The organism is Shouchella hunanensis (assembly GCF_028735875.1).
GTDB lineage: Bacteria > Bacillota > Bacilli > Bacillales > Bacillaceae_D > Shouchella > Shouchella hunanensis.
In genome coordinates this window covers 3,782,598-3,804,443 of the sequence record NZ_CP117834.1, presented here as the reverse complement: position 1 = coordinate 3,804,443, position 21,846 = coordinate 3,782,598, and the positions used below count along the sequence as shown (strand labels likewise).

Sequence of the window (21,846 nt, the reverse complement as noted above, 5' to 3'; positions counted from 1 at the left end):
CTTCTTTACGGGCGAGGAGACTGTAAAAATCATGACTCGAAACCAAAAAGTCGTCGTGAGCATCGGATGGCTAACGCTAGTTGTCGTTGTTTTGTTACTTGTTGTAATGATTATTGCACAGACTTGGCGTTATACGGAAGCAGGTAAGGTTCCATTAAAGACCGGCGTCATTTTACATGCCGTTAATGAACAACTTCTCCCAGAGGGACTGTCAACGCCGTCTTTTTTTGTGAATCCTGTTGCGCCAACAATTAAAAGGGTTGACCATATACTTGAAACAAGTGATGGTGAACATATTGCAATGCGCTTGTATACACCAACACAACCAGGCCCTCATCCTGTTATTCTTTACTTTCATGGAGGCGCATTTATGGAAGGGTATGGAAATATTGATACCCATGATAACATTCTTCGTGCTTTAGCAAATCGCACGAACGCCATCATCGTTGCTCCTAACTACCGTTTAGCACCGAACTATTCGTTCCCTACCGCTATAAATGATAGTTTTGATGCCCTTGAGTGGGTATACGAAGAAGCGGTGGAGCTAGAGGTTGATAGGGAGAAAGTGGCGGTTGCAGGTGATAGTGCTGGCGGAAATATTGCTGCTGCTGTGGTTATGAAAGCAAATGAAGCAGGCTATTCTTTGACTAGTGGTGCGTTTTTATATCCATTAACAACATTTGAAGATGTTTCTTTTCCTTCAAGAGATTCGTATTCAAGTGGGTATTATTTTCTATCTCGGTCGGTGATGGAACGAGCTCGTGATGCTTATACACCGAATGAAGAAGATTGGATAAATCCATATGTTTCACCACTATTAAGTGAAGAGTTAAGTGAATTTCCAGAATCTCTAGTTATAACAGCGGAGTTTGACCCGTTAAGAGACGAAGGAGAAGCATTTGCAGAACAACTTTATCATGCGGGGAATCTTGTTGAGGCGGTCCGTTTTAACGGAACGATGCATGGTTTTCTTTCGTTTTATGAAGTGATGGGTAGAGCGGACTATGCATTGTCGTATGTAGCACGCTTTTTAAATAATTCATTTGAAGGAAATGAAACGACTCAAAAACAACCATTTTATGTAAAAAAAGAAGATAAAGGTGATAGCTTTCAAGATGAAGTGGAGGCCTATGGAATGAGTATGTATCTTCTTTGGCAGAAAATGGTTCGATTAGCTCAATAATTACTTATGGAAAAACAGACTTTGGCATGTGCCGAAGTCTGTTTTCATTATGAGAGGGGGCTATTTTTGGCGAAAGCAATAAAGGTTTCTTCCGCTTCATTCAAGCCACATGCCCCACATTGTATACGGATTATTGGCCCGTTATAATGCATATGGATAGGTGTAAGCTGCTCTTCCTTATAGGTTTCAAGTATTTCACCATTACGAGGGTCAAGTTTAACTGGTATTGCGTCTTGGCTAATTTGATGAAACCGCGTACGATTTGTTTTGCACTTGGGACATAAATAAGCATCTGTCATCAAAAGCACCTCCTTGTGTTTACTATTCACCAATTAAGGGTATTTCATGATTGCGCTAACAAGAAAGTCTTGGCAAAGATGTGTCTGCTTCGTAACTTTTTTTTGTCTAATTTATGATAATTTCTGTTCACAAGCAGTTATTTTCCCCATTCTTGATTGGAAAGTGGTAGGATGGAAGCATCAAAGTTGCACGTTCATTGTTTCACATAGTTAGCGCGCAATGATTTTATTATGCCAAAAGAAAGGTGATTTTATTGGGTATGCCATCCTCTATTTTTAAATGGATTTCGCTTGCGATGGTCGCTGTCTTTCTAAGTGGCTGTGGAAGTTTAACGGTACTTGATCCACAAGGGCCAGTCGCAGAGCAGCAAAGTAGCTTAATCTGGCTATCAATTTGGTTTATGATCTTTATTGTTTTAGTTGTATTTGTTCTATTAACGATCATGTTAGTGAAATACCGTGATCGCGGAAATAACGACAACTATGATCCTTCAATTGAAGGAAGTCACAAACTTGAATTTATCTGGACCATTATTCCAATTGTTATTGTAACAATTTTATCGATTCCGACTGTCATTACCATTTATAGCTTGGAAGAAGCCCCTGAAATAGAAGAGGTTGATGCACAGCAAGAGCCGCTTGTCATCCATGCAACAAGCGCGAACTGGAAGTGGATTTTCAGCTATCCAGAAGAAGGAATTGAAACCATTAATTATATTAATATTCCAGTTGATAGACCCGTTCTGTTTAAACTGACGTCAGCTGATTCAATGGCATCGTTTTGGGTTCCACAGCTCGGTGGTCAGAAGTATAGCATGTCAGGGATGGAGACCGAATTATTCTTGGCAGCAACAGAAGTTGGTCAATATGAAGGTCGAAACGCAAACTTTACTGGTGAAGGGTTTGCCGAGCAGCGTTTCACGGTAAATGCACAGACAGATGAAGCTTTTAATGAGTGGGTTGAAGACACTCAAGAAAACGCACCTTCTTTATCAGAAGATGAATACGTACACTTGATGGTTCCAGGTCATGCAGAAGAAATGACATTCTCTTCAACACATCTTGAATTTGTCAATCATGCTTATGATGCGACATACTCATTAGAAAAACGAGCAGAGCTTGGTTATGAAGCGCATAGCCCCCATTCTAGAGAGGGGAAAGCATTTGATTTGCCAATCTTATCTCAGCCAATTAACACAGATAAAACGTATGAAGTGGAGTTGGATGATGAATAAGATGAATCAAGCGCAAGAGAGGGGATATACCGTTGAGGTGGGATGAATTTATTGTAACGGGCGACCCGTTTATCCTAGCTGCGCAAATCTCTATCGCGCTTACTAGTATAATCGCTGTAGTTGCCCTCACATATTTTAAAAAGTGGAAGATGTTGTGGACAGATTGGATCACAACTGTTGACCATAAAAAAATTGGGATTATGTACATCGCCTGTGCGCTATTAATGCTTTTCAGAGGTGGCGTCGATGCCATGATGATGCGTACCCAATTAGCAGCACCAGAATTAGATTTCTTAAGTTCACAGCACTATAATGAAATTTTTACGACACACGGCACCATTATGATCATTTTTATGGCGATGCCATTTTTGATTGGCTTAATGAACGTCGTTGTTCCTTTACAAATCGGTGCTAGAGATTTAGCCTTTCCATTTTTAAATAATTTAAGTTTCTGGACATTCTTTTTCGGGATGGCACTTTTCAATATTTCTTTTGTTATCGGCGGTTCACCGTCAGCAGGGTGGACATCTTATTTTCCACTCGCGTCAAACGACTTTAGCCCAGGTGTAGGGCAAAATTATTACGCACTAGGTATTCAGCTGTCAGGTATTGGTACCCTTGCAACAGGGATTAACTTTATTGTTACGATTTTACGTATGCGTACAAAAGGCATGTCGTTGATGAAAATGCCAATGTTCACGTGGACAGTCTTTATTACATCGTTAATCATTGTTCTTGCATTCCCGGTTTTAACGGTTGCCTTAGCAATGATGACATTTGATTTATTATTCGGTACTCACTTCTTCACGCTTCAAGGTGAAGGATTAGATATGCTCTGGGCGAACTTGTTCTGGATTTGGGGTCACCCTGAAGTATATATTGTTGCATTACCAGCATTCGGTATTTTCTCAGAAATTATTTCAACCTTTGCCCGTAAAAAACTGTTTGGCTACAATGCAATGGTTGCATCCATTGTCGTCATCTCTGGTCTGAGCTTCCTTGTATGGGTTCACCACTTCTTTACAATGGGGAATAGTGCGGCTGTTAACTCATTCTTCTCCATTACAACGATGGCAATCTCTGTACCAACAGGTGTAAAAATCTTTAACTGGCTCTTTACACTACACAAAGGGAAAATACGTTTTACGACACCAATGCTTTGGTCATTAGGATTCATTCCGAACTTTGTTATTGGTGGTGTGACAGGTGTTATGCTTGCGATGGCAGCGGCTGACTATCAGTATCATAATACGTACTTCCTAGTATCACATTTCCACTATGTATTAATTGCTGCAACGGTGTTTGCTTGTTTTGCAGGGTTAATTTACTGGTATCCTAAAATGTTCGGTCATCGTATGAACGAACGTATTGGAAAATGGGTATTTTGGATCTTTATGATTGGGTTTAACGTTTGTTTCTTCCCGCAGTATTTCTTAGGTTTAGATGGAATGCCACGTCGAATTTACACGTATCTAGAAGGAGACGGTTGGTTCTCATTAAACTTAATTTCAACACTAGGTGCTTTTATGATGGCAGCAGCCTTCGCACTATTCGTGTATAACATTTATTACAGCTGGCGCTATGAAAAACGTGATACAACAGGAGATCCTTGGGATGGACGTACACTTGAGTGGGCAACATCGTCTGCCATTCCTCCGCATTACAACTTTGCGCATCAGCCAGAAGTAGTGGAGCGAGATGCATTTTGGGATATGAAAGAAAAAGGTATTGATTTAAACGCATCAACAGACTATCAAAAAATTCATATGCCGAATCATACATGGCTTGGTCCTGTAATGGCATTCTTTATGTTTGCTGCTTCATTTGCCTTAGTCTTTAGCTGGTGGATTCCTGCTATCCTAAGTGGTGTAGCGATCTTCGTTTGTATGATTATTCGTTCGTTTGATTACAACGATGGCTATTATGTGAGTGTTGAAGAGATTGAAGAAACTGAAAGAAAAGCGAAGGAGGCGTAACCGATGGCAGCAAATGAATCAATTGACCCGAATCAGCCGCTCGAATATCAATCGGCTGAAGGTAAAAACAATATACTCGGTTTTTGGATTTTCATCGGCGCTGAATTTGCTTTATTTTCAACGCTATTCGCTTCTTATTTCGTACTCGTTGACCGTAATGCATCAGCCATTACCTCAGCTGAGTTATTTGACTTAAATCTTGTATTAGCGATGACGTTCCTGCTTTTAACAAGCTCATTTACAGCAGGAATTGCGATTCATGAAATGCGAGCTGGTCGTGTGAATCGAATGCTCATTTGGGTTGGTTTAACCCTCTTACTAGGACTTGGGTTTCTAGGATTTGAAATTTATGAGTTTGTACACTATGCGCATGAAGGTGCGACTTTATCTGCTAGTGCTCACTGGTCAACATTTTTCGTCCTTTTAGGTACACATGGACTCCACGTTGCAGTGGGTGTTGGTTGGATGACAGTGCTCGCGATTCAAATTAAGATGCGTGGTCTAACAAAACGAACAACGTCGAAGTTCTTTATTGCAAGCTTGTACTGGCATTTTCTAGATGTTATCTGGATCATCATCTTTACTGGCGTATACTTGCTCGGAATGGAGTGGATGTAATTGGCGAATCAAAATGAATCAACTTCCAATCATCACGGGTTTCCATGGCAGCACGTTGTAGGCTTTGCGCTATCGATTGTTTTAACGCTACTAGCCGTATGGGTGATGTCACAAACGAACCTTGCGTGGAGCGTGCGAGTGATTATTATCTTTGCCTTTGCTTTTATTCAAATGGGCGTTCAGCTCTTTATGTTTATGCACATTGGCGAAGGAAAGGATGGCAAATGGCAAATTGGTCACACAGTCTTTGCCATTGCGATTGCGGTTATTATTGTAATCGGTTCGTATTTTGTCTTAATGACAGGCCATTTGTAAAAAGAAAAAGCGGGACTCCTTATAGGAGACCCGCTTTTTTAGTTGTATTTATTCAGATGTACCTGTTAGCTGCTTTGTTTTACTCATAAGCAAAGGCGATGCGTATAAAATAAACGCAGCGATATGGGCAATAACAACATTAACGAGCACGGCAACGACAAACGTTGATTCAGTAATGTGGAATAAGAAGCCTTCGAATAAAAAGGCAATGGCTAACAACCACATGATTAGAATAAATGGAATGCTGCTGATCGCAATCTTTCTATGCTCTAGCCATAAAAATAACGGAGTGGCGCTTGCGACAAACATATAAGCAAAAAACATATCCATTGGTGTCACTCCTTCTATAGGATAGTTGTATGAAACGTATCATTATATTGTGTCTGATTTGTGTCTTTTTACTATACTATCACAAAATAGTCACAATTGGAAGCGCTTTAGAATTTATTTTTCAATGTTTTTCTTTTGGAAAATCGGGAATAAGGCGTTTGAGGTGAGTATGTGTGAATAGGTATGGTTTAATAGTAGAAGGGCGTGTTCAAGGTGTAGGCTTTCGCGCTTTTGTTGAGCAAATTGGACGGCATCACAATATGACCGGAACCGTGCAAAATTTGGCGAACGGAAACGTTCGGGTTGAAGTTCAAGGTGAGAAAAAGGCGTTTGCCATGTTTATGTCTGATTTAAAACAAGGAAATCATTTTTCCCATATAACAGCTATACATACTGAAGAATTAGATGTGAAAAAAGATGAACGTCGCTTTCGAGTTGTTTATTAAAGAGAGAGGAAAGCGTGTAAATGGCAAAAAGAAAGCTAAATAAAGAAGATATTTTTGCGGCAACCGACGCTTTGTTAACGGAATCAGGCTATGAAGGATTTCATTTTAAGCCATTAGCTTTGTTATTAGATGTAGGCAGAAGTACAATTTATGAATACTATCCGAATAAGGAAGAATTATTAGTGGCATATATGTCTCATATTATGGAAGCGTTTGTTCAGGATCAAAAGCATATTTCTCCAACAGAGACGGTTTTTGTTCAATTAGAAAAACTTATTTACCTGTTCATGAAGCATGATCGAATTTTACTTGCCATTGATTTAACACCGCATATTGAGAAGAAAGCGAACGAGCGTGTTAAAGTGGTTTTAAAACAATTATGGACCCATCATCATCAAGTATTTGATTACATTCGCAAGTTGGTCACTGCAGGGATTGAATCAGGAGAAATACGTCAGGATGTACCTGCTCATCTTGTAGAAACGTTAATTTTCCAATCGATCTCATTGAATAAAGCACGAAAAACAGAATCAAAAGAAGCGTGGGCTTCGGCAATTAGCGAACTGATTGTTAAAGGCATTCGCTCAACTTAGCGTGAACATGAAAAAGAGTAAAGACACGTCTGCGTCCTTACTCTTTTTCGAGCAATTAAATAGCCCACTCACCATTGCGAAATACGGCTTCTTTCGTACCATCTTGATGAATGCCATCAATGTTCATCTCTGCTGATCCCATCATAAAATCGACATGAGTGATACTTTGATTAATTCCGGCATCTTGTAACTCTTGCTCGTTCATATCTTTGCCACCTGCGATATTAAACGCATAAGCACTGCCTAAAGCTAAGTGATTAGAAGCATTTTCATCGAATAACGTATTGTAGAAAATGAGATTCGTATTTGAGATAGGAGAACGGTGAGGAACGAGCGCTACCTCACCAATAGCTCGAGAGCCTTCGTCTGTCTCTAACAAGCGCTTTAGTGTCTCTTCGCCTTCTTCTGCAGAAAAATCAACGACTTTACCATCCTTAAAAGTTAGTGAGAAATTGGTAATTAATGTTCCGCCGTAATTGAGTGGCTTTGTACTTCCCACTGTCCCATTCACGCCATCTTTTTGAGCGGCAGTAAAGACTTCTTCTGTGGGCATGTTGGCCACAAAATCAACGCCAGCTTTACTTGTTGATCCACCAGAAGCCCAAATATGTGTTGCTGGTAATTCAATTGTAAGATCTGTCTTATCAGACGTGTAATGGAGAGCATGAAAACGCTTTTCATTTAAAATCACCATTTTTTCATCTAATAGAGCAAGATGATCCTGCCAAGCCGCTATTGGGTCTTGTTCATGAATACGAGTCGCCGCAAAGATAGCCTCCCAAAGTGCATCGATTGCTTCTTCCCCTTGTTTATCCGGAAACACTTTTTCAGCCCATTTTTCAGATGGAACGGCTACAATGGACCAGCTTACTTTATCAGATTGGATGTATCGTCTAAAGGTACTATTGGCCTGACCAGAAGCTTTATTTGCTGCTGCAATACGCTCAGGATTAATTCCTTTTAGCAAGTCAGGATCTGATCCAGCAATGCTTAAAAACGCTGCATTATGCTCAGCTTCTTTCACTAGAACATCAGCTTGCCATTGTGGAAACTCTGAGAATGCTTCTTCAGGTGCATGTTGATATTTAATTTTCGTCAGTTCCTCATCATTCCATTCAACGCGAACATGCTTTGCGCCTGCCTCATACGCTTTTTTTGCAACAACTCGCACAAATGCCGCCGCATGCATCGGTGTACGTATGTATAACGTTTGGTCTTTTTGAATGTTAATGCCGACTCGAACAGCTAGATCTGCATATTTCTCTATTTTTGCGTTAAAGCTCATTGTTTCACCTCATTGTCAAATTCGTGACGATCTATATGTAGGATAACGGAGAAAATGATGTTTTGCAAACAAATCAGCAGCCTGAAATGGTACAATAAACATTCAGCTAAAAAAGAAAGAGGTTCGCGAACTCCCTCTATAAAAAACTAAGCAAGTGCAGGAGTGATCGAATGCTCGTTCTCAAGAAAAGGAGAAATGAAGCATGAGGAAAGAAAAAGCCATTGTCGTGTTTAGTGGTGGACAAGATAGTACTACTTGTCTTTTTTGGGCACTCGAACAGTTTGACGATGTATCGGTACTCATTTTTGACTATGGACAACGGCATAAAAGCGAAATTAGTGTCGCAAAAACGATTGCAGCAGAAGCTGGTGTGAAAGCAAAAGTGATTGATTTACAATTACTTTCTCAGTTAAATGCAAATGCATTAACAAATCCGGAGATGGCGATTGAAGAAGGACAAGATGGTGACTTGCCAAACACATTTGTACCAGGAAGAAACCACTTATTTCTGTCTTTTGCAGCAGTAGTGGCGAAAGATCTTGGCGCAAAACATATCATTACAGGCGTATGTGAAACGGATTTCAGTGGCTATCCAGATTGCCGTGATATGTTTGTTAAATCGTTAAACGTTACGTTAAACCTAGCAATGGATGAGCAATTTGTTATTCACACGCCTTTAATGTGGCTAAATAAAGAAGAGACATGGGCGATGGCAGATAGGTTAGGAAAACTTAGCTATATCCGTGAAAAGACATTAACTTGCTATGAAGGTGTGATTGGAGATGGATGTGGAACGTGTCCAGCTTGTAAATTAAGAATGAATGGTCTTCAAGCTTATTTACAAAAAGGGGAGGCGTCTGTATGATCCAACAAATCTATCCAACTACACCCCATTTATATGCATTTGAATTAAACAAGGATATGCAGCTGGCAACGGCTCATTTTATTGATTATGAGGACGCAGGGAAATGTCAGCGAGTTCATGGTCATACGTATACGATCAATATTACAATTGCAGGCGATCATTTAACGGATACGGGGTTTCTTGTAGATTTTAAACAATTAAAGCAACTTATTCATGATCGATTTGATCATCAGCTTTTAAATGAAGATCCGTTATTTCATGACGTGCCGCCCTCAACAGAGAATGTGGCTAAAACCGTTTATGAGTTAATTGAAGCATCACTAAAAACAATGACAAACGCACCAACGTGTATACAAGTATTTGTACGTGAGACGCCAACGAGCTATGTTGTTTATCGTCCGAAAGAAGTGCACCATGAGTAGTGTCATTCCCGTACTTGAAGTATTTGGCCCTACGATACAAGGAGAGGGAGCAGTGATTGGTCAAAAGACAATGTTTGTTCGAACTGGTGGTTGCGACTATCGGTGCTCTTGGTGTGATTCAGCGTTTACATGGGATGGTACAGGAAAAAGTGAAGCATTAACGGCTGAAGCCATTGTGGAGCGGTTGGATACACTTGCCCCAGCATCTTACGGCCATGTCACAATTTCTGGTGGGAACCCGTTGCTTCATAAGGGGATCGGCCAACTTGTTACCCTTTTGCAAGCAAGAGGTATTCAAACGGCGGTCGAAACCCAAGGAACGTTCTGGCAAGATTGGCTCAAGCAAATTGATGCCGTTACAATTAGCCCTAAACCCCCAAGTTCTGGAATGAAAACAAACTGGGAGTCTTTAAACCAATGCTTAACCCAATTAGAAGCAAGTCAAGTAAGTATAAAAGTGGTCGTTTTTAATCAAACCGACTATCAATATGCTAAAGAAGTTCATCAACGTTTTCCAGCGTATGACTTTTATTTACAAGTTGGAAATGAAGATCCAACAACTGCTAATCAGCAGAAGCTTATGCATGATCTATTGCAACAGTATGAACAGTTAATTGACTGGACGATGAATGATGAAGAAATGAATCGTGTTCGAGTGTTGCCACAGCTACATACGTTGCTGTGGGGGAATAAGCGAGGCGTTTAGGAGGAAGAAAGCAGAGATGGCAGGAAGAAATGAAGAAACCTTAACCGATGTAACGCTACTAGGAAATCAAGGGACAGAATATGCGTTTACGTATAATCCTAGTGTACTAGAAACGTTTGACAATCAACATCCTAATCGTGATTATTTTGTTAAATTTAACTGTCCTGAGTTTACGACATTATGTCCAAAAACCCATCAACCAGATTTTGCAACGATTTACATTAGCTATATCCCTGACGTGAAGATGGTTGAAAGTAAGTCACTTAAACTTTATTTATTCAGTTTTCGTAACCATGGTGACTTTCATGAAGATTCCGTTAACACGATTATGAACGACTTAATTGCATTAATGAATCCACGTTATATCGAAGTATGGGGAAAATTTACGCCGAGAGGCGGCATCTCGATTGACCCCTATTGCAATTATGGGAAAAAAGGAACGAAATTTGAGGAAATGGCGAATTACCGGATGATGAACCACGATCTTTACCCAGAGACGATTACAAATCGATGAGTACAAAAAGCCAAAGCCTATAAGGTTTTGGCTTTTATTGGAGAAATGGGGCTTTGGTCTGAAGCAAGCGTTTTATCGCGGATACAAGTTTAAGCTATAAAAATAAGGACTTGATAAAAAAAGTCCTAAATAAAGGTTTAGATGTAGAGATATCGGGAATATTGTCTAAGAGTGTCGATGGTTTTAAGATAAGGACGTGAATGTATGGAAGAAACAAACAAGCAAATTATACATACTTACCGCACGCTGTTAAAAGAATTTACAGAGAAGTTGAGACGAAATTTAACAAGAGGTGAAAAAGAAATCTTGCAGACTCTAGCTAGAGACACCAAGCCCTCTTCTTTCTAACTCTTCTTTTAAGATGTCCACAAAATCACGATTTAAGTTTCTCTTTTCAGCGAGCTCGCAAGCCTCGATTAATAATTGATCATTTAATTGTTGTAACATATTTCTAATCCCCCGCTCATAAACATTTTTACGTTATACGTTCTCTTTCCCCCTTTGTTTAATTTAAAACCTTTTTTCAGAAAATAATTTAGTTGAACAAACGTTTTACTGAAAATAGAAAAATAACAAACAGTAGAGTAGCTTGTGTTACGCGTAGATAGGATGTTTCGACTTTTTGAAGTTGTATTCTTTTTTACTGAAGGTTTTAACGCATCCATCCAGCTTTGCACTACCATGCACATTTCTTACAACCGTATCCGGACGATTTTTCATCACTATAGAAAATGAGTTTTAGGTACTTATTTTTTTTATCGTACAAAACGGCCACTACTATTAGACATTTTATAGAGAAAGAAGTATTTTCACTCATTACAAGAGGCGTTGCTCGTTCTTGAATGAGCGTGCTATGCTAGAGTTACTTCTAAAAAGATCAACGAGTAAGTAGAGGAAAGGACAGTGTTATCATATGGTGCATCGCTTTTTTCTTGAATGCAGCTGGAATGGCGGTAGAAATAGTACAGGGGTCATAAAAACTGGTGCATTAGAATCTACAATATCAATTCCAAGCGAGATGAATGGACCGGGGGAAGGAACAAACCCCGATGAGATGTTGTTAGGCGCAGCAGCGACATGCTTCGTTATTACTTATGCGGCTATGTTAGAAAGAGCCAATATTGAAAAAGAATCATTAACGCTTTCATCTGAAGCAAGAGTCGATGTAACAAAAAATGTGTTTACGTTTAAAGAAATCCTTCATCGGCCAACCGTTATCTTGAAAAAGCAGAGTGACCAAGAGCGAGCGAAGAAGTTTGCGTATCAGGCAGAGAAATCATGTATGATTTCAAAAGCATTGGCGGGAAATGTAAAGGTGGTGGTGGAGCCAGTTGTTCAAGTATCGAATTAAAAACGGTGTTCTTGTTAGTGGTGTTTTAGCCGTTCTAACTGCGTGTGACTCTACTGACGATTTAATAGGTCATAATCAAAAGCCAGACGGCTATATCCCATCATCCCCAATTGAATTTGTTGAAGAGGATCCTGCTGTTGCACAATAAAAAGCAGTCCAACCAAGTCTTTTATGACGAAGGTCGGACTGCTTTTTTCATTCGTTTAATGCGCTTTATCTGCCTCTTGTTTACCGTAAAGTTGTATAGGATCATAATTTTCTTTGTAGGTTTCAAAATAATGCATCACTTCCTCTACATATGCATCACTTCGATTGTAAGAAAACAACGCGTCTTCGTAATCGCCATCTACTGCACCGTGTTCTGAAAGAAAACGGGCCGCGGCATAAGCAGAATCGTACAAATTAAATGGATCGGCTTCTCCGTTACCAGTAGCGTCTGTACCATAGCCGTTGTGCTCTTCAATTAGTCCAATGTCTGTGATGTCTACATCGTCAGCTACGTTGCCAATATCATCTACTCCTGGATAAGTCCAACCAATCCAGGTTCTAGGCATAAATTGAAAATGACCTAGGGCACCAACAGGGCTTTCCATTGGTTCCATTGTAGAAAATATTGTCTCTACTCGATGAACAGCTGCAAGAAGCTCCCAAGGAATACTATAGGTGTCTGCAGCTTCATGATAGACAGGAATATAGTCTTCTGGAATTTGATTTTCCGAAATGATTGCCTTGTAAAGACCTTGTCGAAAACGATCATTTTGTTCAAAGAGGAGAACAGCTACACCAACAAGGACAACAATAAGAACGAGAATGGAATAGAGCCATTTTTTCATTGTCTAACCTCTTCCACTGAAAAAGTACTTGTCCATCTTAACACGATTAAAAGCGTTGGAACAATGGCTATCGTTTTGATTTATAAAAATAAGGGAATATGCATGAAAGTAAATGAGGTGAGAGCATGAAAACACAAGTATTGATAGTTGGTGGGGGTGTCGCTGGTCTTACAGCAGCACTAAAGTTAGCAAAGCACGGCATAAACGTAATCGTAGTGGAAAAAAGCCCTCATCTCGGTCATGCGTATAAAGGTGAGCTCATCCAACCCAAGACGATACAATTGTTTGAGCGTGCAGGTATTTATGAGTCATTTTCAAGTGCTTGGACGACATTTTCTACGATTGAAACGTCTGAACTCGATGTGCACTTAAAGCCGATGTTGCGCTCATCAATGGATTACAAACAGTTGCCACCGCCTTACCAGTACGCAGCTATGCTGCCCCATAGTGAGATAAAGCGATTATTACTTAAGGAAGTGAAACAGTATAAAGCCTTTACTCTTCTTCAGCCTGCAACGTTTGAGCAACTGGAAGAGAATAAAGCCATCATCAAACAAGGAAAGCAGAAAACGACTATTGCGTTTGAGTTTATTATAGGCGCAGAAGGCGTTAACTCACGGGTGCGAGAACAAGCTGGAATTGAACGTAAAAGGCACGTATACGAGCACGATTTTTTAACGGTATCCTTCCCTGCTCCTAGCGGATTAAAGCATGGGCATTTAATTGCAACGAAAGATCGTTTTTTAGGCTTATTTCCATTACCGAATGGGTATGTTCGAACGGTTTACCTCATTCGAAAAGGAGAATATAAAACGTGGCGAAAGGGCCCGTTGCAAGTGTTCTATGATCATTATGTGTCACTATTTCCAGCGTTAGATGGGTATGTCCAAAACATTAAAGAATGGAAAGCCATTCAACTTATGGTCCCGATTCGTCAACATGCCAATCACTATGTGAAAGACAATATTGCTTTGATTGGTGATGCAGCTCACAGCGTCCATCCAATGGCAGGTGAGGGCATGAACTTGGCTATACAAGGTGCTGATTGTCTTGGCGAATTGTTGATTGACTTGTATGAAAGACGGAAGGGGAATGCGTTTTTAAACCAGTATGAATCTGTCCATAAAAAAAGAGTTAAGGCGATTATGAACCTCTCTCATTTAGGTGGACTAGCCTATGGGAAAGAGGGAAAAGCATGGCAAAGAAGTCGAACCTTTGCGCTAAAACAACTTTTAAATAATGAAACATTATTAACAAAATACATGTTTAACATTTCGGGACTCGGTTTTTGGCCGTTTTCAGTTAAAGATAGTGTGACATTAGTAAAGCGTAGTAAAACGACAAAGGTTTTAAACGAGATGGAGCAGTATCAATATGATGTAGAGGACGACTACCCTTGGAAACATCAAATGAGGTGAAAGAAGTGGCAGATAATCATTTAAGAAGAATGTGGCATGCGCGAAAATGGATGAAGCAAACCGAACCTTTTCTTATGACTTGGCACGCCCATTTAGGCTACAGCTTAAACTTATTTCAACATTTTAAAAAGCCTGAGACAGTTGAAAACGTAGCAAACGAGTACGAATTAGATGAAGTGTTGCTCAGCCGTTGGGTGGAAGTAGGTATAGCTGTCGGCCATTTGAAGAAAAAAAGCAAGAAAAAGGTACAAAGTAAACGTGAAATGGTCATGTACCTTACGAAAGAAAGTGAACGGTCGGTTGGAATCTTACTAGAGGAAATGTTTGAACTCCATATTCCAACGTTACTAAACTATAAAAAAGGGCTTGTACGGCAAGAAAAAACCACGTCAACACCTGTTGCAAGCATGGTAGCAGAAACGTCAAAACTTCTGGAAGCCGTAACGCTACCGCGAGTCGCATCTCGGTTAAAGAAACAAAAAAGCAAGGCAGTTTTGGACGTAGGGTGTGGCTTAGGTGGCTATATGATGACGTTGGCGGAACAGTTTCCAAACATTCAGTTTCACGGTGTTGAAATTGATCAAGACGTTTGCCGACGAGCGAATGAGGCGAATTCATTCCAAAACGTCAGCATTGATCAAGGAGACTTTAAAGAAATGCGTTTTCGAAAAGGGTACCACACTGTTATGTTTAATAATATTTTGTATTATTTTACGGTTGTAGAAAGGCTTGCTCTTATTAAAAAAGCAACGGATGTATTGAAAAAAAAGGGAGAAATCATACTTATCACGCCACTCGCAGATGGAAAGCATGGCAAACGCTTTGCCAGTGCGTTTAATAGCTTTATGACTGCTCATAATGAGATGCACCCGTTGCCAACAAGAAAAGAATTAGCCTATATGGCAAAACAAGCAAACGTAAAAATTGTCGAAGAGCGGGCGTTAATTAAAGAAGGTGGTTGGTATTTGATTCGACTAAAGAAGAAGTAAGTTCAGTAACCATCGTTTGAAAAGCATGTTGGTCAACAAAGTCTTCTGCTTTCCACTCTTGCTTCACCCATTGTAGAAGAGCGTGTGTTGATTCAAACACCGCTCCACTTGTGTCAAACGTACGTATGGCATATCGATTGGATTCGTCATCATTAATTACATAACAAGGAACTGTGCTATGGACGGATTGAAGCTCGAATTCGTACATGTTATCACCTCGATAGTAGTATCAACAAATAGGTCGTGATTATGTTTTGTTTTGCCAACTAGTTAGGGCATTTTCATACACACTCTCTTTTCTACAAAAAAGTGAGTGGAATGACTCGTTTTATTTCAATTTACTTTAAAGAGTGGCATACTATTTTGGGAACGGATTTACTTAGCATTTTTAAGGAAAGAGCGAGGTTTTGTTTCTTATTCCTGTATTTTGTTAGAAAAAGAAAGCGCTTTTTGGCGAAATTGCAAGAATCATCGTTAAAAAGGCTAGATTTTATTGCGCAAAAGCGCTAAAATTTAGGTGACCGTTTTTAACTGGAGCGATGAAACAATACAATGCGAATGTTTTGAGTAAACCAGTAGGAAATGGTACTATATTTCTGTAAGCGCTTGAAAATAGACGTTTGCGCTTTTGTGATGCAAACTATTGTCTTAGGAGGTCTATCACACATGTCCAGCAAGGAAAACAGCCCGGAAAAACCTTGGCAAGGATTTTATGGTCCGAACCTCGGAGTTGTAATAGAGCTGTATGAGCAATATACGGAAGACCCAAATTCCGTAGATGAAGAAACAAGAGCACATTTTGAAAAATGGGGTCCACCTTCTTTAGAAGAGTCCGTTAGTTTATCTAAAGATCGTGTGAATCAAGAAATTGGCTCGGACATGATAAACGCTGTTGTCGGTGCTGTGAAGCTGGCAGATTTTATTCGAGCCAAAGGTCACTTAGCATCTGACATTCAACCAATATGGAAAACTCATAAAAATGATGACCTTATTAGTTATGAACGCTTTAATGTTACTGAAGAACAACTTAAGAATGTACCGGTGGATTATATTTGTCCACAAGCCCCAACTCATGTCAAAAACGGATTGCAAGCAATAGAACATTTACGCAATGTCTATTCCAAAACAATGGCATTTGAGTTTGGTCATGTACAAGACGAAACAGAACGAAATTGGTTAAGAGACAAGGTTGAATCAGGAACGTTTGCAGATGCTTTGTCGACAGAGGAGAAGCGTGGTTTACTGGAGCGATTAACATCGGTGGAAGGCTTTGAGAAATTTATTCACCGTACGTTTGTAGGGCAAAAGCGCTTTTCCATTGAAGGTGTAGACTCATTAGTGCCTATGCTAGATATGGCGATTAATGAAGTACGAAAAGAAAAAACCGATCATGTGATGATTGGTATGGCGCACCGTGGTCGCTTAAATGTGCTTGCGCACACATTAGGGAAGCCTTTTAAAGCGATCTTTGCTGAATTTTTGCAAGCGCCAAACAAATTAATTGCGCCATCTGAAGGGCTTGGCGAAACCTATTCGGGTTGGACAGGCGATGTAAAATACCATTTAGGTGCTGATCGCCAAATTGTAGATGATGAGCGTTCTGAAACAATCGTATCACTAGCGAATAACCCGAGTCACCTAGAGTTTGTCTCTCCGATTGTGGAAGGGTATGCTCGAGCAGCTCAAGAGGATCGAAGTAAACGTGGTGAACCGACACAAGATTCACGTCGTGCATACTCCATCCTGATACACGGAGATGCAGCTTTTCCTGGTCAAGGAATTGTAACCGAAACGTTAAATTTAAGTCGTTTAAATGGGTATCAAGTTGGCGGTTCCCTCCACATTATTGCGAACAACAATATAGGTTATACGACAGAAGCATACGATTCTCGCTCCACTACATACGCAAGTGATCCTGCAAAAGGTTTTGAAATTCCGATTCTCCACGTTAATGCAGATGATCCCGAAGCGTGTGTGAAAGCAATCCAGTTCGCTGTTGAATACCGTAGGAAATTTAAGAAAGATTTTCTAGTCGATTTAATTGGTTATCGTCGCTTCGGTCACAATGAAGGAGATGAACCAGCGGTCACACAACCGGAACTGTATACCATGATTCGTAAACATCCAACAGCAAGAGCATTATATGCTGAACAGCTACAAGCAGAAAATGTGTTAACGAAAGACGAAGTAAAAAAACTCGATACGGATATGTATGATTATTTACTTGAAGAATACAACAAAGTCAATGCTGATAAAGCTGAGCGAAACTATGAGTTAAGCCCACCTGATTTTATTGTGGACGGGTTACCAAAAGTAAAAACGAATGTAGAAAAAGATAAACTTCAATCTTTCAATGAACAGCTACTTGATTGGCCAGAACGTTTTAATCCAAATGAAAAACTAAAGAAAATACTGCAAAGACGTGCGAATGCATTTGATGGTGACGGAAGTGTTGACTGGGGATTAGCGGAAGTATTAGCTTTTGCGTCTATCATTCACGACGGTACACCAATTCGTTTAAGCGGTCAAGACACAGAGCGAGGCACGTTTGCGCATCGTCATCTTGTCTTACATGATCGTGAAACAAACGAAACGCACACGCCTCTTCAAGCGTTTGAAGATGCAAATGCGTCCTTTGCGGTTTACAATAGTCCGTTGTCAGAGCAAGCATGTGTAGGTTTTGAATACGGTTACAATGTCTTTTCAAAAGAAACATTAGTATTATGGGAAGCCCAGTTTGGTGATTTTGTGAACGGCGCACAAGTCATGTTTGACCAATGGGTATCTGCTGGACGAGCAAAATGGGGTCAGAAATCTGGATTAGTTGTTCTCTTGCCACACGGGTATGAAGGAGCAGGACCTGAGCATTCAAGTGGGCGTGTAGAACGTTTCCTTAACTCGGCAGCTGAAAACAACTGGACGATTGCTAACTGCACATCGGCAGCCCAATATTTCCACATTTTGCGACGTCAAGCAAAAATATTGCAGAAGAATACAGTTCGCCCTCTTATTATCATGACGCCAAAAAGCTTGTTGCGAAATCAAAACATTGCTTCGACAACAGCCGAATTTGCGGAAGGCGAGTTTAAGCCGATTTTAGAAGAGCCTATTTTAGGAAAAGATCGTCAAGCAGTGAAACGAATTATCTTAACAAGTGGGAAATTAGCGATTGAGCTGCAAGACCACATTAAAAAGAATGATGAGGACTGGAGCTGGCTTCATATTATTCGGGTGGAGGAACTTTATCCGTTCCCGCGTAGAGCCATTCGTGAACTATTAAAAGAGTTTCCTAATTTAGAAGAAGTGAAATGGGTGCAAGAGGAACCGAAAAATATGGGAGCGTGGTCCTTTATGGAGCCGCGAATTCTAGAAATTCTACCGAAAGATGTTCCATTAAGCTATATCGGCCGGACATTCCGTTCAAGCCCAGCGGAAGGCGTATCAAACGCTCATAAAGTGGAACAAAAACGAATCATCACGGAATCGTTGACGCGCAAAAACTAAGGAGGCATTTTACATTGACTGAGATTAAAGTACCAGAGCTAGGTGAATCCATTACTGAAGGAACGATTTCTCAATGGTTAAAAGAAGTAGGCGATTATGTTGAACAAGGTGAATTTATCGCTGAACTTGAGACGGATAAAGTAAATGCTGAAATTCCAGTAGAAACTTCTGGCGTTATAAAAGAATTTAAACGCGAGCCAGGTGATACGGTAGAAATTGGTGAAGTTATTGCCATTATTGACGAAAGTGGTCAAGCTGGAGGCGCTTCGTCAACTACTGAAAGCACAAAGGAAGAGCAGCCGGTAGCAGAAAAACAAGCAGAGACGAAATCACAAGAGCCTGCCAAGCAAGAGGAAGAAACACAATCAACTAATCGTCCTTTGGCATCACCTGCTGCACGGAAGCTAGCCCGTGAAAAAGGAATTTCCCTTGATGCTATTACACCAACGGATCCTACAGGTAAAATCCGTAGACAAGACGTTGAAGCACACCAAGACAAACCAGCGCAATCAAAAGCAGTGTCTCCGCAAAAGCCTGCACCAACGCAATCAGCCGATGATCCGACAAAGCCGACTGAGCGTGAAAAAATGTCTCGTCGTCGTCAAACGATTGCTAAACGTTTAGTAGAAGTACAGCAAACGTCTGCGATGTTAACAACATTTAACGAGGTAGATATGACAGCTGTTATGGATTTACGTAAACGTCGTAAAGATGCGTTTTTAGACAAAAATGGTGTTAAATTAGGTTTTATGAGCTTTTTCACAAAAGCTGTTGTTGGTGCTTTAAAAGAATTTCCATTGCTTAACGCGGAAATTCAAGGAGATGAGCTCCTTATTAAAAAATACTATGATATCGGGATTGCCGTTTCAACTGATACAGGATTAGTCGTTCCAGTATTAAGAGATGCAGATCGATTAGGTTTTGCAGGAATTGAGCGTGGCATTGGTGATTTAGGTAAGAAAGCTCGTGATAATAAACTGCAGCTAAACGATATGCAGGGTGGTACATTTACGATTACAAACGGTGGTGTCTTTGGATCACTTTGGTCAACGCCAATTTTAAATGCTCCTCAAGTTGGGATTTTAGGTATGCACAAGATTCAAATGAGACCGGTAGCAATTGATAATGAGCGTTTTGAAAACCGCCCAATGATGTATCTTGCGCTTTCATACGACCATCGAATTGTTGATGGAAAAGAAGCAGTTAGTTTCTTAGTAAAAGTAAAAGATATGATTGAAGATCCAGAACAACTGTTATTAGAAGGGTAATGGAAAGAAGGCTAGCATGCTAGCCTTCTTTCTTGTACAATAAACGAGGTAGAGGAGGAATGAAGTCATGATACACCAGCAGTGGACTGAAACACCGACACTTCGGATGTTGACTTGTGTTCATACAGATGCAAAGAAATATGTTGTAAATGAAGTATTAACAGTTGGAAAGCAGTATGAATTAAAAAACGAAACCGATGAGTTTTATTTTGTCATTGACAATACTGGCAAAATGGCTGGTTTCTATAAAGAGTATTTTGAAGGCTAGCAGTAAGAAAACAGGATGGGGATCTCCATCCTGTTTTTTAATGTTCGCGGAAGAAAGAGAGTGCAAGCTCATCAGGGACTTCAGCGACAGACTCGTATGAATAAACCGGTTTATGGGATTTGTCAATTAAGACTGAATAAACCCCTTCATAGAAATCGTCACACTGAAGAAAATGTTTCGCAAGGGTTTTGTCGGTTTCAAACGTTTCCTCAAGTGAAGACGCTTTTGATTGCTTCAAATGCGCAAGCGTTATTTTTAACGACAACGGTGATTTACTATTTAATAATGTGTACGTATCTTGAGCGAAGCGACTAGAATCATGATGGAGCGATGTTAAAATCTCTTCAATGGTTTTAAAAGAAAAATGTTTGTGAATGTTATCCTTATTCATCATAAGCTCACTTTGTGTTGGCTCTTTAATAAACGATTGCAAAAATAAATGCACGCTTTGTGAAGTGACTTCGTCGTAGTCGTCCCAGTGATGGGCTACGAGTTCTTGTTTACACGTTTCTAATGTATCACTTTCTATATAATAGTCTGCACAACCAATTGAAATAGCGTCAGAAGCAGTTAACACAGACCCTGTTAGTGCAGCATATCGTCCAGTATAATCTGGTGTTTGGCTAAGAAAGTAACAAGCACCAACATCAGGAAAGAAGCTAATATTGACTTCAGGCATTGCCCATTTTGTGCGCTCTGTTACAATACGGTGACTTGCTCCATAAGACAAGCCAACACCGCCTCCCATTACAATGCCATCCATAAGGACAACAATAGGTTTAGGGTAGTTCGCTACGTAGAGATCCAGTTCATATTCAAGGTTAAAAAAGGCTGTCGCTTGATCTAATGCTTGTTTATTGTTCTTTGCTTGATAGAGGGCTTTAATGTCACCACCAGCACAAAAAGCTTTTGTACCTGTGCTTTCTAGAAGAATGACACGTACGCTGGCATCTGATTCCCACTGCTTCAGTTGTGCATAGAGCGCTGAAATCATGTCAAATGTTAGCGAATGTAGTGCTTTTTCTCTAGAGAGTGTCGCAATCCCAACTCCGTTTTTCTTTTTTGAAAACATGATCTGTTCAGTCATTTTTATCTATCCACCCCACATGAATGAAATCGTTTACTCTCTTATTTTGACCTATCTGAATAAGAAAAGCAACGAAATCGAACGAATAAACCATTTTTTGCAAATGGAACCGATGGAAGCGTCATATGCCTTGCATTTTTATTTTACCGATGCTATGATCAAAACGAGTCAGAGATGGGCAGATTTTTTGGCAGGGAAGCTGATTGATTTCTGAGAGTAATAGCCTATCTCCCAGTTTGATTTAATAAGTAACTGTAATGACATGATTAAAAAAACATGCTTAAATGAACCTTATGTCAACGTTTAAGCGATTAGAGTGCATGATAGGAATAAAAACAACT

General features: G+C 40.1%; 25 protein-coding genes and 1 riboswitch. Of the genes, 18 read left to right on the top strand and 7 right to left on the bottom strand.

Annotation, left to right across the window (positions count from 1 at the left end; genetic code table 11):
* Positions 1 to 31 precede the first annotated feature (31 nt).
* Positions 32 to 1,183 carry an alpha/beta hydrolase gene (locus tag PQ477_RS19515; protein ID WP_144559124.1) on the top strand — a complete coding sequence of 384 codons (1,152 nt, stop codon included), beginning with the start codon at positions 32 to 34 and terminating at the stop codon, positions 1,181 to 1,183.
* 47 nt (positions 1,184 to 1,230) lie between these two features.
* Here the strand turns inward: PQ477_RS19515 and PQ477_RS19510 are convergent, their stop codons facing one another.
* Positions 1,231 to 1,482 carry a hypothetical protein gene (locus PQ477_RS19510; RefSeq protein WP_035397015.1) on the bottom strand — a complete coding sequence of 84 codons (252 nt, stop codon included), beginning with the start codon at positions 1,480 to 1,482 and terminating at the stop codon, positions 1,231 to 1,233.
* Positions 1,483 to 1,742: 260 nt separating this feature from the next.
* Between PQ477_RS19510 and qoxA the strand changes: the two genes are divergently transcribed.
* The 4 genes from qoxA to qoxD are packed head-to-tail and all read left to right on the top strand — an operon-like array spanning position 1,743 to position 5,626.
* Entirely contained in the window at positions 1,743 to 2,717 is a 975-nt protein-coding gene (qoxA, locus tag PQ477_RS19505; RefSeq protein WP_274272728.1) for a cytochrome aa3 quinol oxidase subunit II, read from the top strand.
* Between the two features lie 26 nt (positions 2,718 to 2,743).
* Positions 2,744 to 4,693 (top strand): cytochrome aa3 quinol oxidase subunit I, encoded by a 1,950-nt coding sequence (gene qoxB / locus PQ477_RS19500; protein WP_144559122.1) that lies wholly within the window; start codon positions 2,744 to 2,746, stop codon positions 4,691 to 4,693.
* A gap of 3 nt (positions 4,694 to 4,696) precedes the next feature.
* Positions 4,697 to 5,311, top strand: coding sequence for a cytochrome aa3 quinol oxidase subunit III (gene qoxC / locus PQ477_RS19495; protein WP_060705378.1), 615 nt, complete (start codon positions 4,697 to 4,699; stop codon positions 5,309 to 5,311).
* Positions 5,312 to 5,626: a cytochrome aa3 quinol oxidase subunit IV gene (gene qoxD / locus PQ477_RS19490; protein ID WP_035397013.1), complete on the top strand. Its 315-nt coding sequence runs from the start codon at positions 5,312 to 5,314 to the stop codon at positions 5,624 to 5,626.
* Between the two features lie 48 nt (positions 5,627 to 5,674).
* Here qoxD and PQ477_RS19485 read toward each other — a convergent pair whose 3' ends face one another.
* The gene (locus PQ477_RS19485; protein ID WP_035397011.1) at positions 5,675 to 5,956 is read right to left on the bottom strand and encodes a spore morphogenesis/germination protein YwcE; all 282 of its coding nucleotides are present in this window, start codon (positions 5,954 to 5,956) and stop codon (positions 5,675 to 5,677) included.
* 173 nt (positions 5,957 to 6,129) lie between these two features.
* On the opposite strand from PQ477_RS19485, the gene PQ477_RS19480 reads away from it, so the two are divergent.
* Together PQ477_RS19480 and PQ477_RS19475 are read left to right on the top strand one after the other, a co-directional pair.
* Positions 6,130 to 6,402 carry an acylphosphatase gene (locus tag PQ477_RS19480; RefSeq protein ID WP_060705377.1) on the top strand — a complete coding sequence of 91 codons (273 nt, stop codon included), beginning with the start codon at positions 6,130 to 6,132 and terminating at the stop codon, positions 6,400 to 6,402.
* A gap of 20 nt (positions 6,403 to 6,422) precedes the next feature.
* Entirely contained in the window at positions 6,423 to 6,995 is a 573-nt protein-coding gene (locus PQ477_RS19475) for a TetR/AcrR family transcriptional regulator (protein WP_052008172.1), read from the top strand.
* Positions 6,996 to 7,050: 55 nt separating this feature from the next.
* Here PQ477_RS19475 and PQ477_RS19470 read toward each other — a convergent pair whose 3' ends face one another.
* The gene (locus PQ477_RS19470) at positions 7,051 to 8,280 is read right to left on the bottom strand and encodes an aminopeptidase (RefSeq protein ID WP_274272727.1); all 1,230 of its coding nucleotides are present in this window, start codon (positions 8,278 to 8,280) and stop codon (positions 7,051 to 7,053) included.
* A gap of 112 nt (positions 8,281 to 8,392) precedes the next feature.
* A riboswitch (PreQ1 riboswitch) is annotated at positions 8,393 to 8,436 on the top strand.
* Between the two features lie 46 nt (positions 8,437 to 8,482).
* Between PQ477_RS19470 and queC the strand changes: the two genes are divergently transcribed.
* Genes queC through queF form a run of 4 tightly spaced genes read left to right on the top strand, consistent with a single transcriptional unit; the run spans position 8,483 to position 10,787 of the window.
* Positions 8,483 to 9,145 (top strand): 7-cyano-7-deazaguanine synthase QueC, encoded by a 663-nt coding sequence (queC, locus tag PQ477_RS19465; RefSeq protein ID WP_144559119.1) that lies wholly within the window; start codon positions 8,483 to 8,485, stop codon positions 9,143 to 9,145.
* Positions 9,142 to 9,567 (top strand): 6-carboxytetrahydropterin synthase QueD, encoded by a 426-nt coding sequence (queD, locus tag PQ477_RS19460; RefSeq protein ID WP_274272726.1) that lies wholly within the window; start codon positions 9,142 to 9,144, stop codon positions 9,565 to 9,567. Before queC ends, queD begins: the two co-directional genes overlap by 4 nt.
* The gene (gene queE, locus PQ477_RS19455; RefSeq protein ID WP_274272725.1) at positions 9,560 to 10,273 is read left to right on the top strand and encodes a 7-carboxy-7-deazaguanine synthase QueE; all 714 of its coding nucleotides are present in this window, start codon (positions 9,560 to 9,562) and stop codon (positions 10,271 to 10,273) included. The genes queD and queE overlap by 8 nt, the downstream gene beginning before the upstream one ends.
* 16 nt (positions 10,274 to 10,289) lie before the next feature.
* On the top strand, positions 10,290 to 10,787 hold the full coding sequence (gene queF, locus PQ477_RS19450; protein WP_060705373.1) for a preQ(1) synthase: 498 nt from the start codon (positions 10,290 to 10,292) through the stop codon (positions 10,785 to 10,787).
* A gap of 315 nt (positions 10,788 to 11,102) precedes the next feature.
* On the opposite strand, the gene sda is transcribed toward queF, so the two are convergent.
* Entirely contained in the window at positions 11,103 to 11,234 is a 132-nt protein-coding gene (gene sda, locus PQ477_RS19445; RefSeq protein ID WP_081762339.1) for a sporulation histidine kinase inhibitor Sda, read from the bottom strand.
* Between the two features lie 466 nt (positions 11,235 to 11,700).
* Here sda and PQ477_RS19440 point away from each other — a divergent pair, with 466 nt between their 5' ends.
* Both PQ477_RS19440 and PQ477_RS19435 read left to right on the top strand, forming a co-directional pair.
* Positions 11,701 to 12,138 (top strand): SACOL1771 family peroxiredoxin, encoded by a 438-nt coding sequence (locus PQ477_RS19440; RefSeq protein ID WP_144559115.1) that lies wholly within the window; start codon positions 11,701 to 11,703, stop codon positions 12,136 to 12,138.
* Positions 12,119 to 12,286: a hypothetical protein gene (locus PQ477_RS19435; protein ID WP_274272724.1), complete on the top strand. Its 168-nt coding sequence runs from the start codon at positions 12,119 to 12,121 to the stop codon at positions 12,284 to 12,286. Before PQ477_RS19440 ends, PQ477_RS19435 begins: the two co-directional genes overlap by 20 nt.
* A 55-nt stretch (positions 12,287 to 12,341) precedes the next feature.
* On the opposite strand, the gene PQ477_RS19430 is transcribed toward PQ477_RS19435, so the two are convergent.
* Positions 12,342 to 12,971, bottom strand: a complete 630-nt coding sequence (locus tag PQ477_RS19430; protein WP_035397003.1) for a lytic transglycosylase domain-containing protein — start codon at positions 12,969 to 12,971, stop codon at positions 12,342 to 12,344.
* A 125-nt stretch (positions 12,972 to 13,096) separates the two neighbouring features.
* Between PQ477_RS19430 and PQ477_RS19425 the strand changes: the two genes are divergently transcribed.
* Both PQ477_RS19425 and PQ477_RS19420 read left to right on the top strand, forming a co-directional pair.
* Positions 13,097 to 14,389 (top strand): FAD-dependent oxidoreductase, encoded by a 1,293-nt coding sequence (locus PQ477_RS19425; protein ID WP_274272723.1) that lies wholly within the window; start codon positions 13,097 to 13,099, stop codon positions 14,387 to 14,389.
* Positions 14,368 to 15,378 (top strand): class I SAM-dependent methyltransferase, encoded by a 1,011-nt coding sequence (locus PQ477_RS19420; protein WP_052008169.1) that lies wholly within the window; start codon positions 14,368 to 14,370, stop codon positions 15,376 to 15,378. The genes PQ477_RS19425 and PQ477_RS19420 overlap by 22 nt, the downstream gene beginning before the upstream one ends.
* On the opposite strand, the gene PQ477_RS19415 is transcribed toward PQ477_RS19420, so the two are convergent.
* A complete protein-coding gene (locus tag PQ477_RS19415; protein WP_035397002.1) occupies positions 15,335 to 15,586 on the bottom strand; it encodes a hypothetical protein in 252 nt (83 codons plus the stop codon). The genes PQ477_RS19420 and PQ477_RS19415 overlap by 44 nt on opposite strands.
* Before the next feature lie 458 nt (positions 15,587 to 16,044).
* On the opposite strand from PQ477_RS19415, the gene PQ477_RS19410 reads away from it, so the two are divergent.
* From PQ477_RS19410 to PQ477_RS19400, 3 genes are all read left to right on the top strand, one after another.
* Positions 16,045 to 18,882, top strand: coding sequence for a 2-oxoglutarate dehydrogenase E1 component (locus tag PQ477_RS19410; RefSeq protein WP_144559113.1), 2,838 nt, complete (start codon positions 16,045 to 16,047; stop codon positions 18,880 to 18,882).
* A gap of 14 nt (positions 18,883 to 18,896) precedes the next feature.
* Positions 18,897 to 20,150, top strand: a complete 1,254-nt coding sequence (gene odhB / locus PQ477_RS19405; RefSeq protein WP_274272722.1) for a 2-oxoglutarate dehydrogenase complex dihydrolipoyllysine-residue succinyltransferase — start codon at positions 18,897 to 18,899, stop codon at positions 20,148 to 20,150.
* Positions 20,151 to 20,217: 67 nt separating this feature from the next.
* Positions 20,218 to 20,418 (top strand): DUF6501 family protein, encoded by a 201-nt coding sequence (locus tag PQ477_RS19400; protein WP_035397001.1) that lies wholly within the window; start codon positions 20,218 to 20,220, stop codon positions 20,416 to 20,418.
* 37 nt (positions 20,419 to 20,455) lie between these two features.
* Here the strand turns inward: PQ477_RS19400 and PQ477_RS19395 are convergent, their stop codons facing one another.
* Complete coding sequence (locus tag PQ477_RS19395; protein WP_274272721.1) at positions 20,456 to 21,505, bottom strand: enoyl-CoA hydratase/isomerase family protein; 1,050 nt, start codon at positions 21,503 to 21,505, stop codon at positions 20,456 to 20,458.
* Between the last annotated feature and the right edge of the window lie 341 nt (positions 21,506 to 21,846).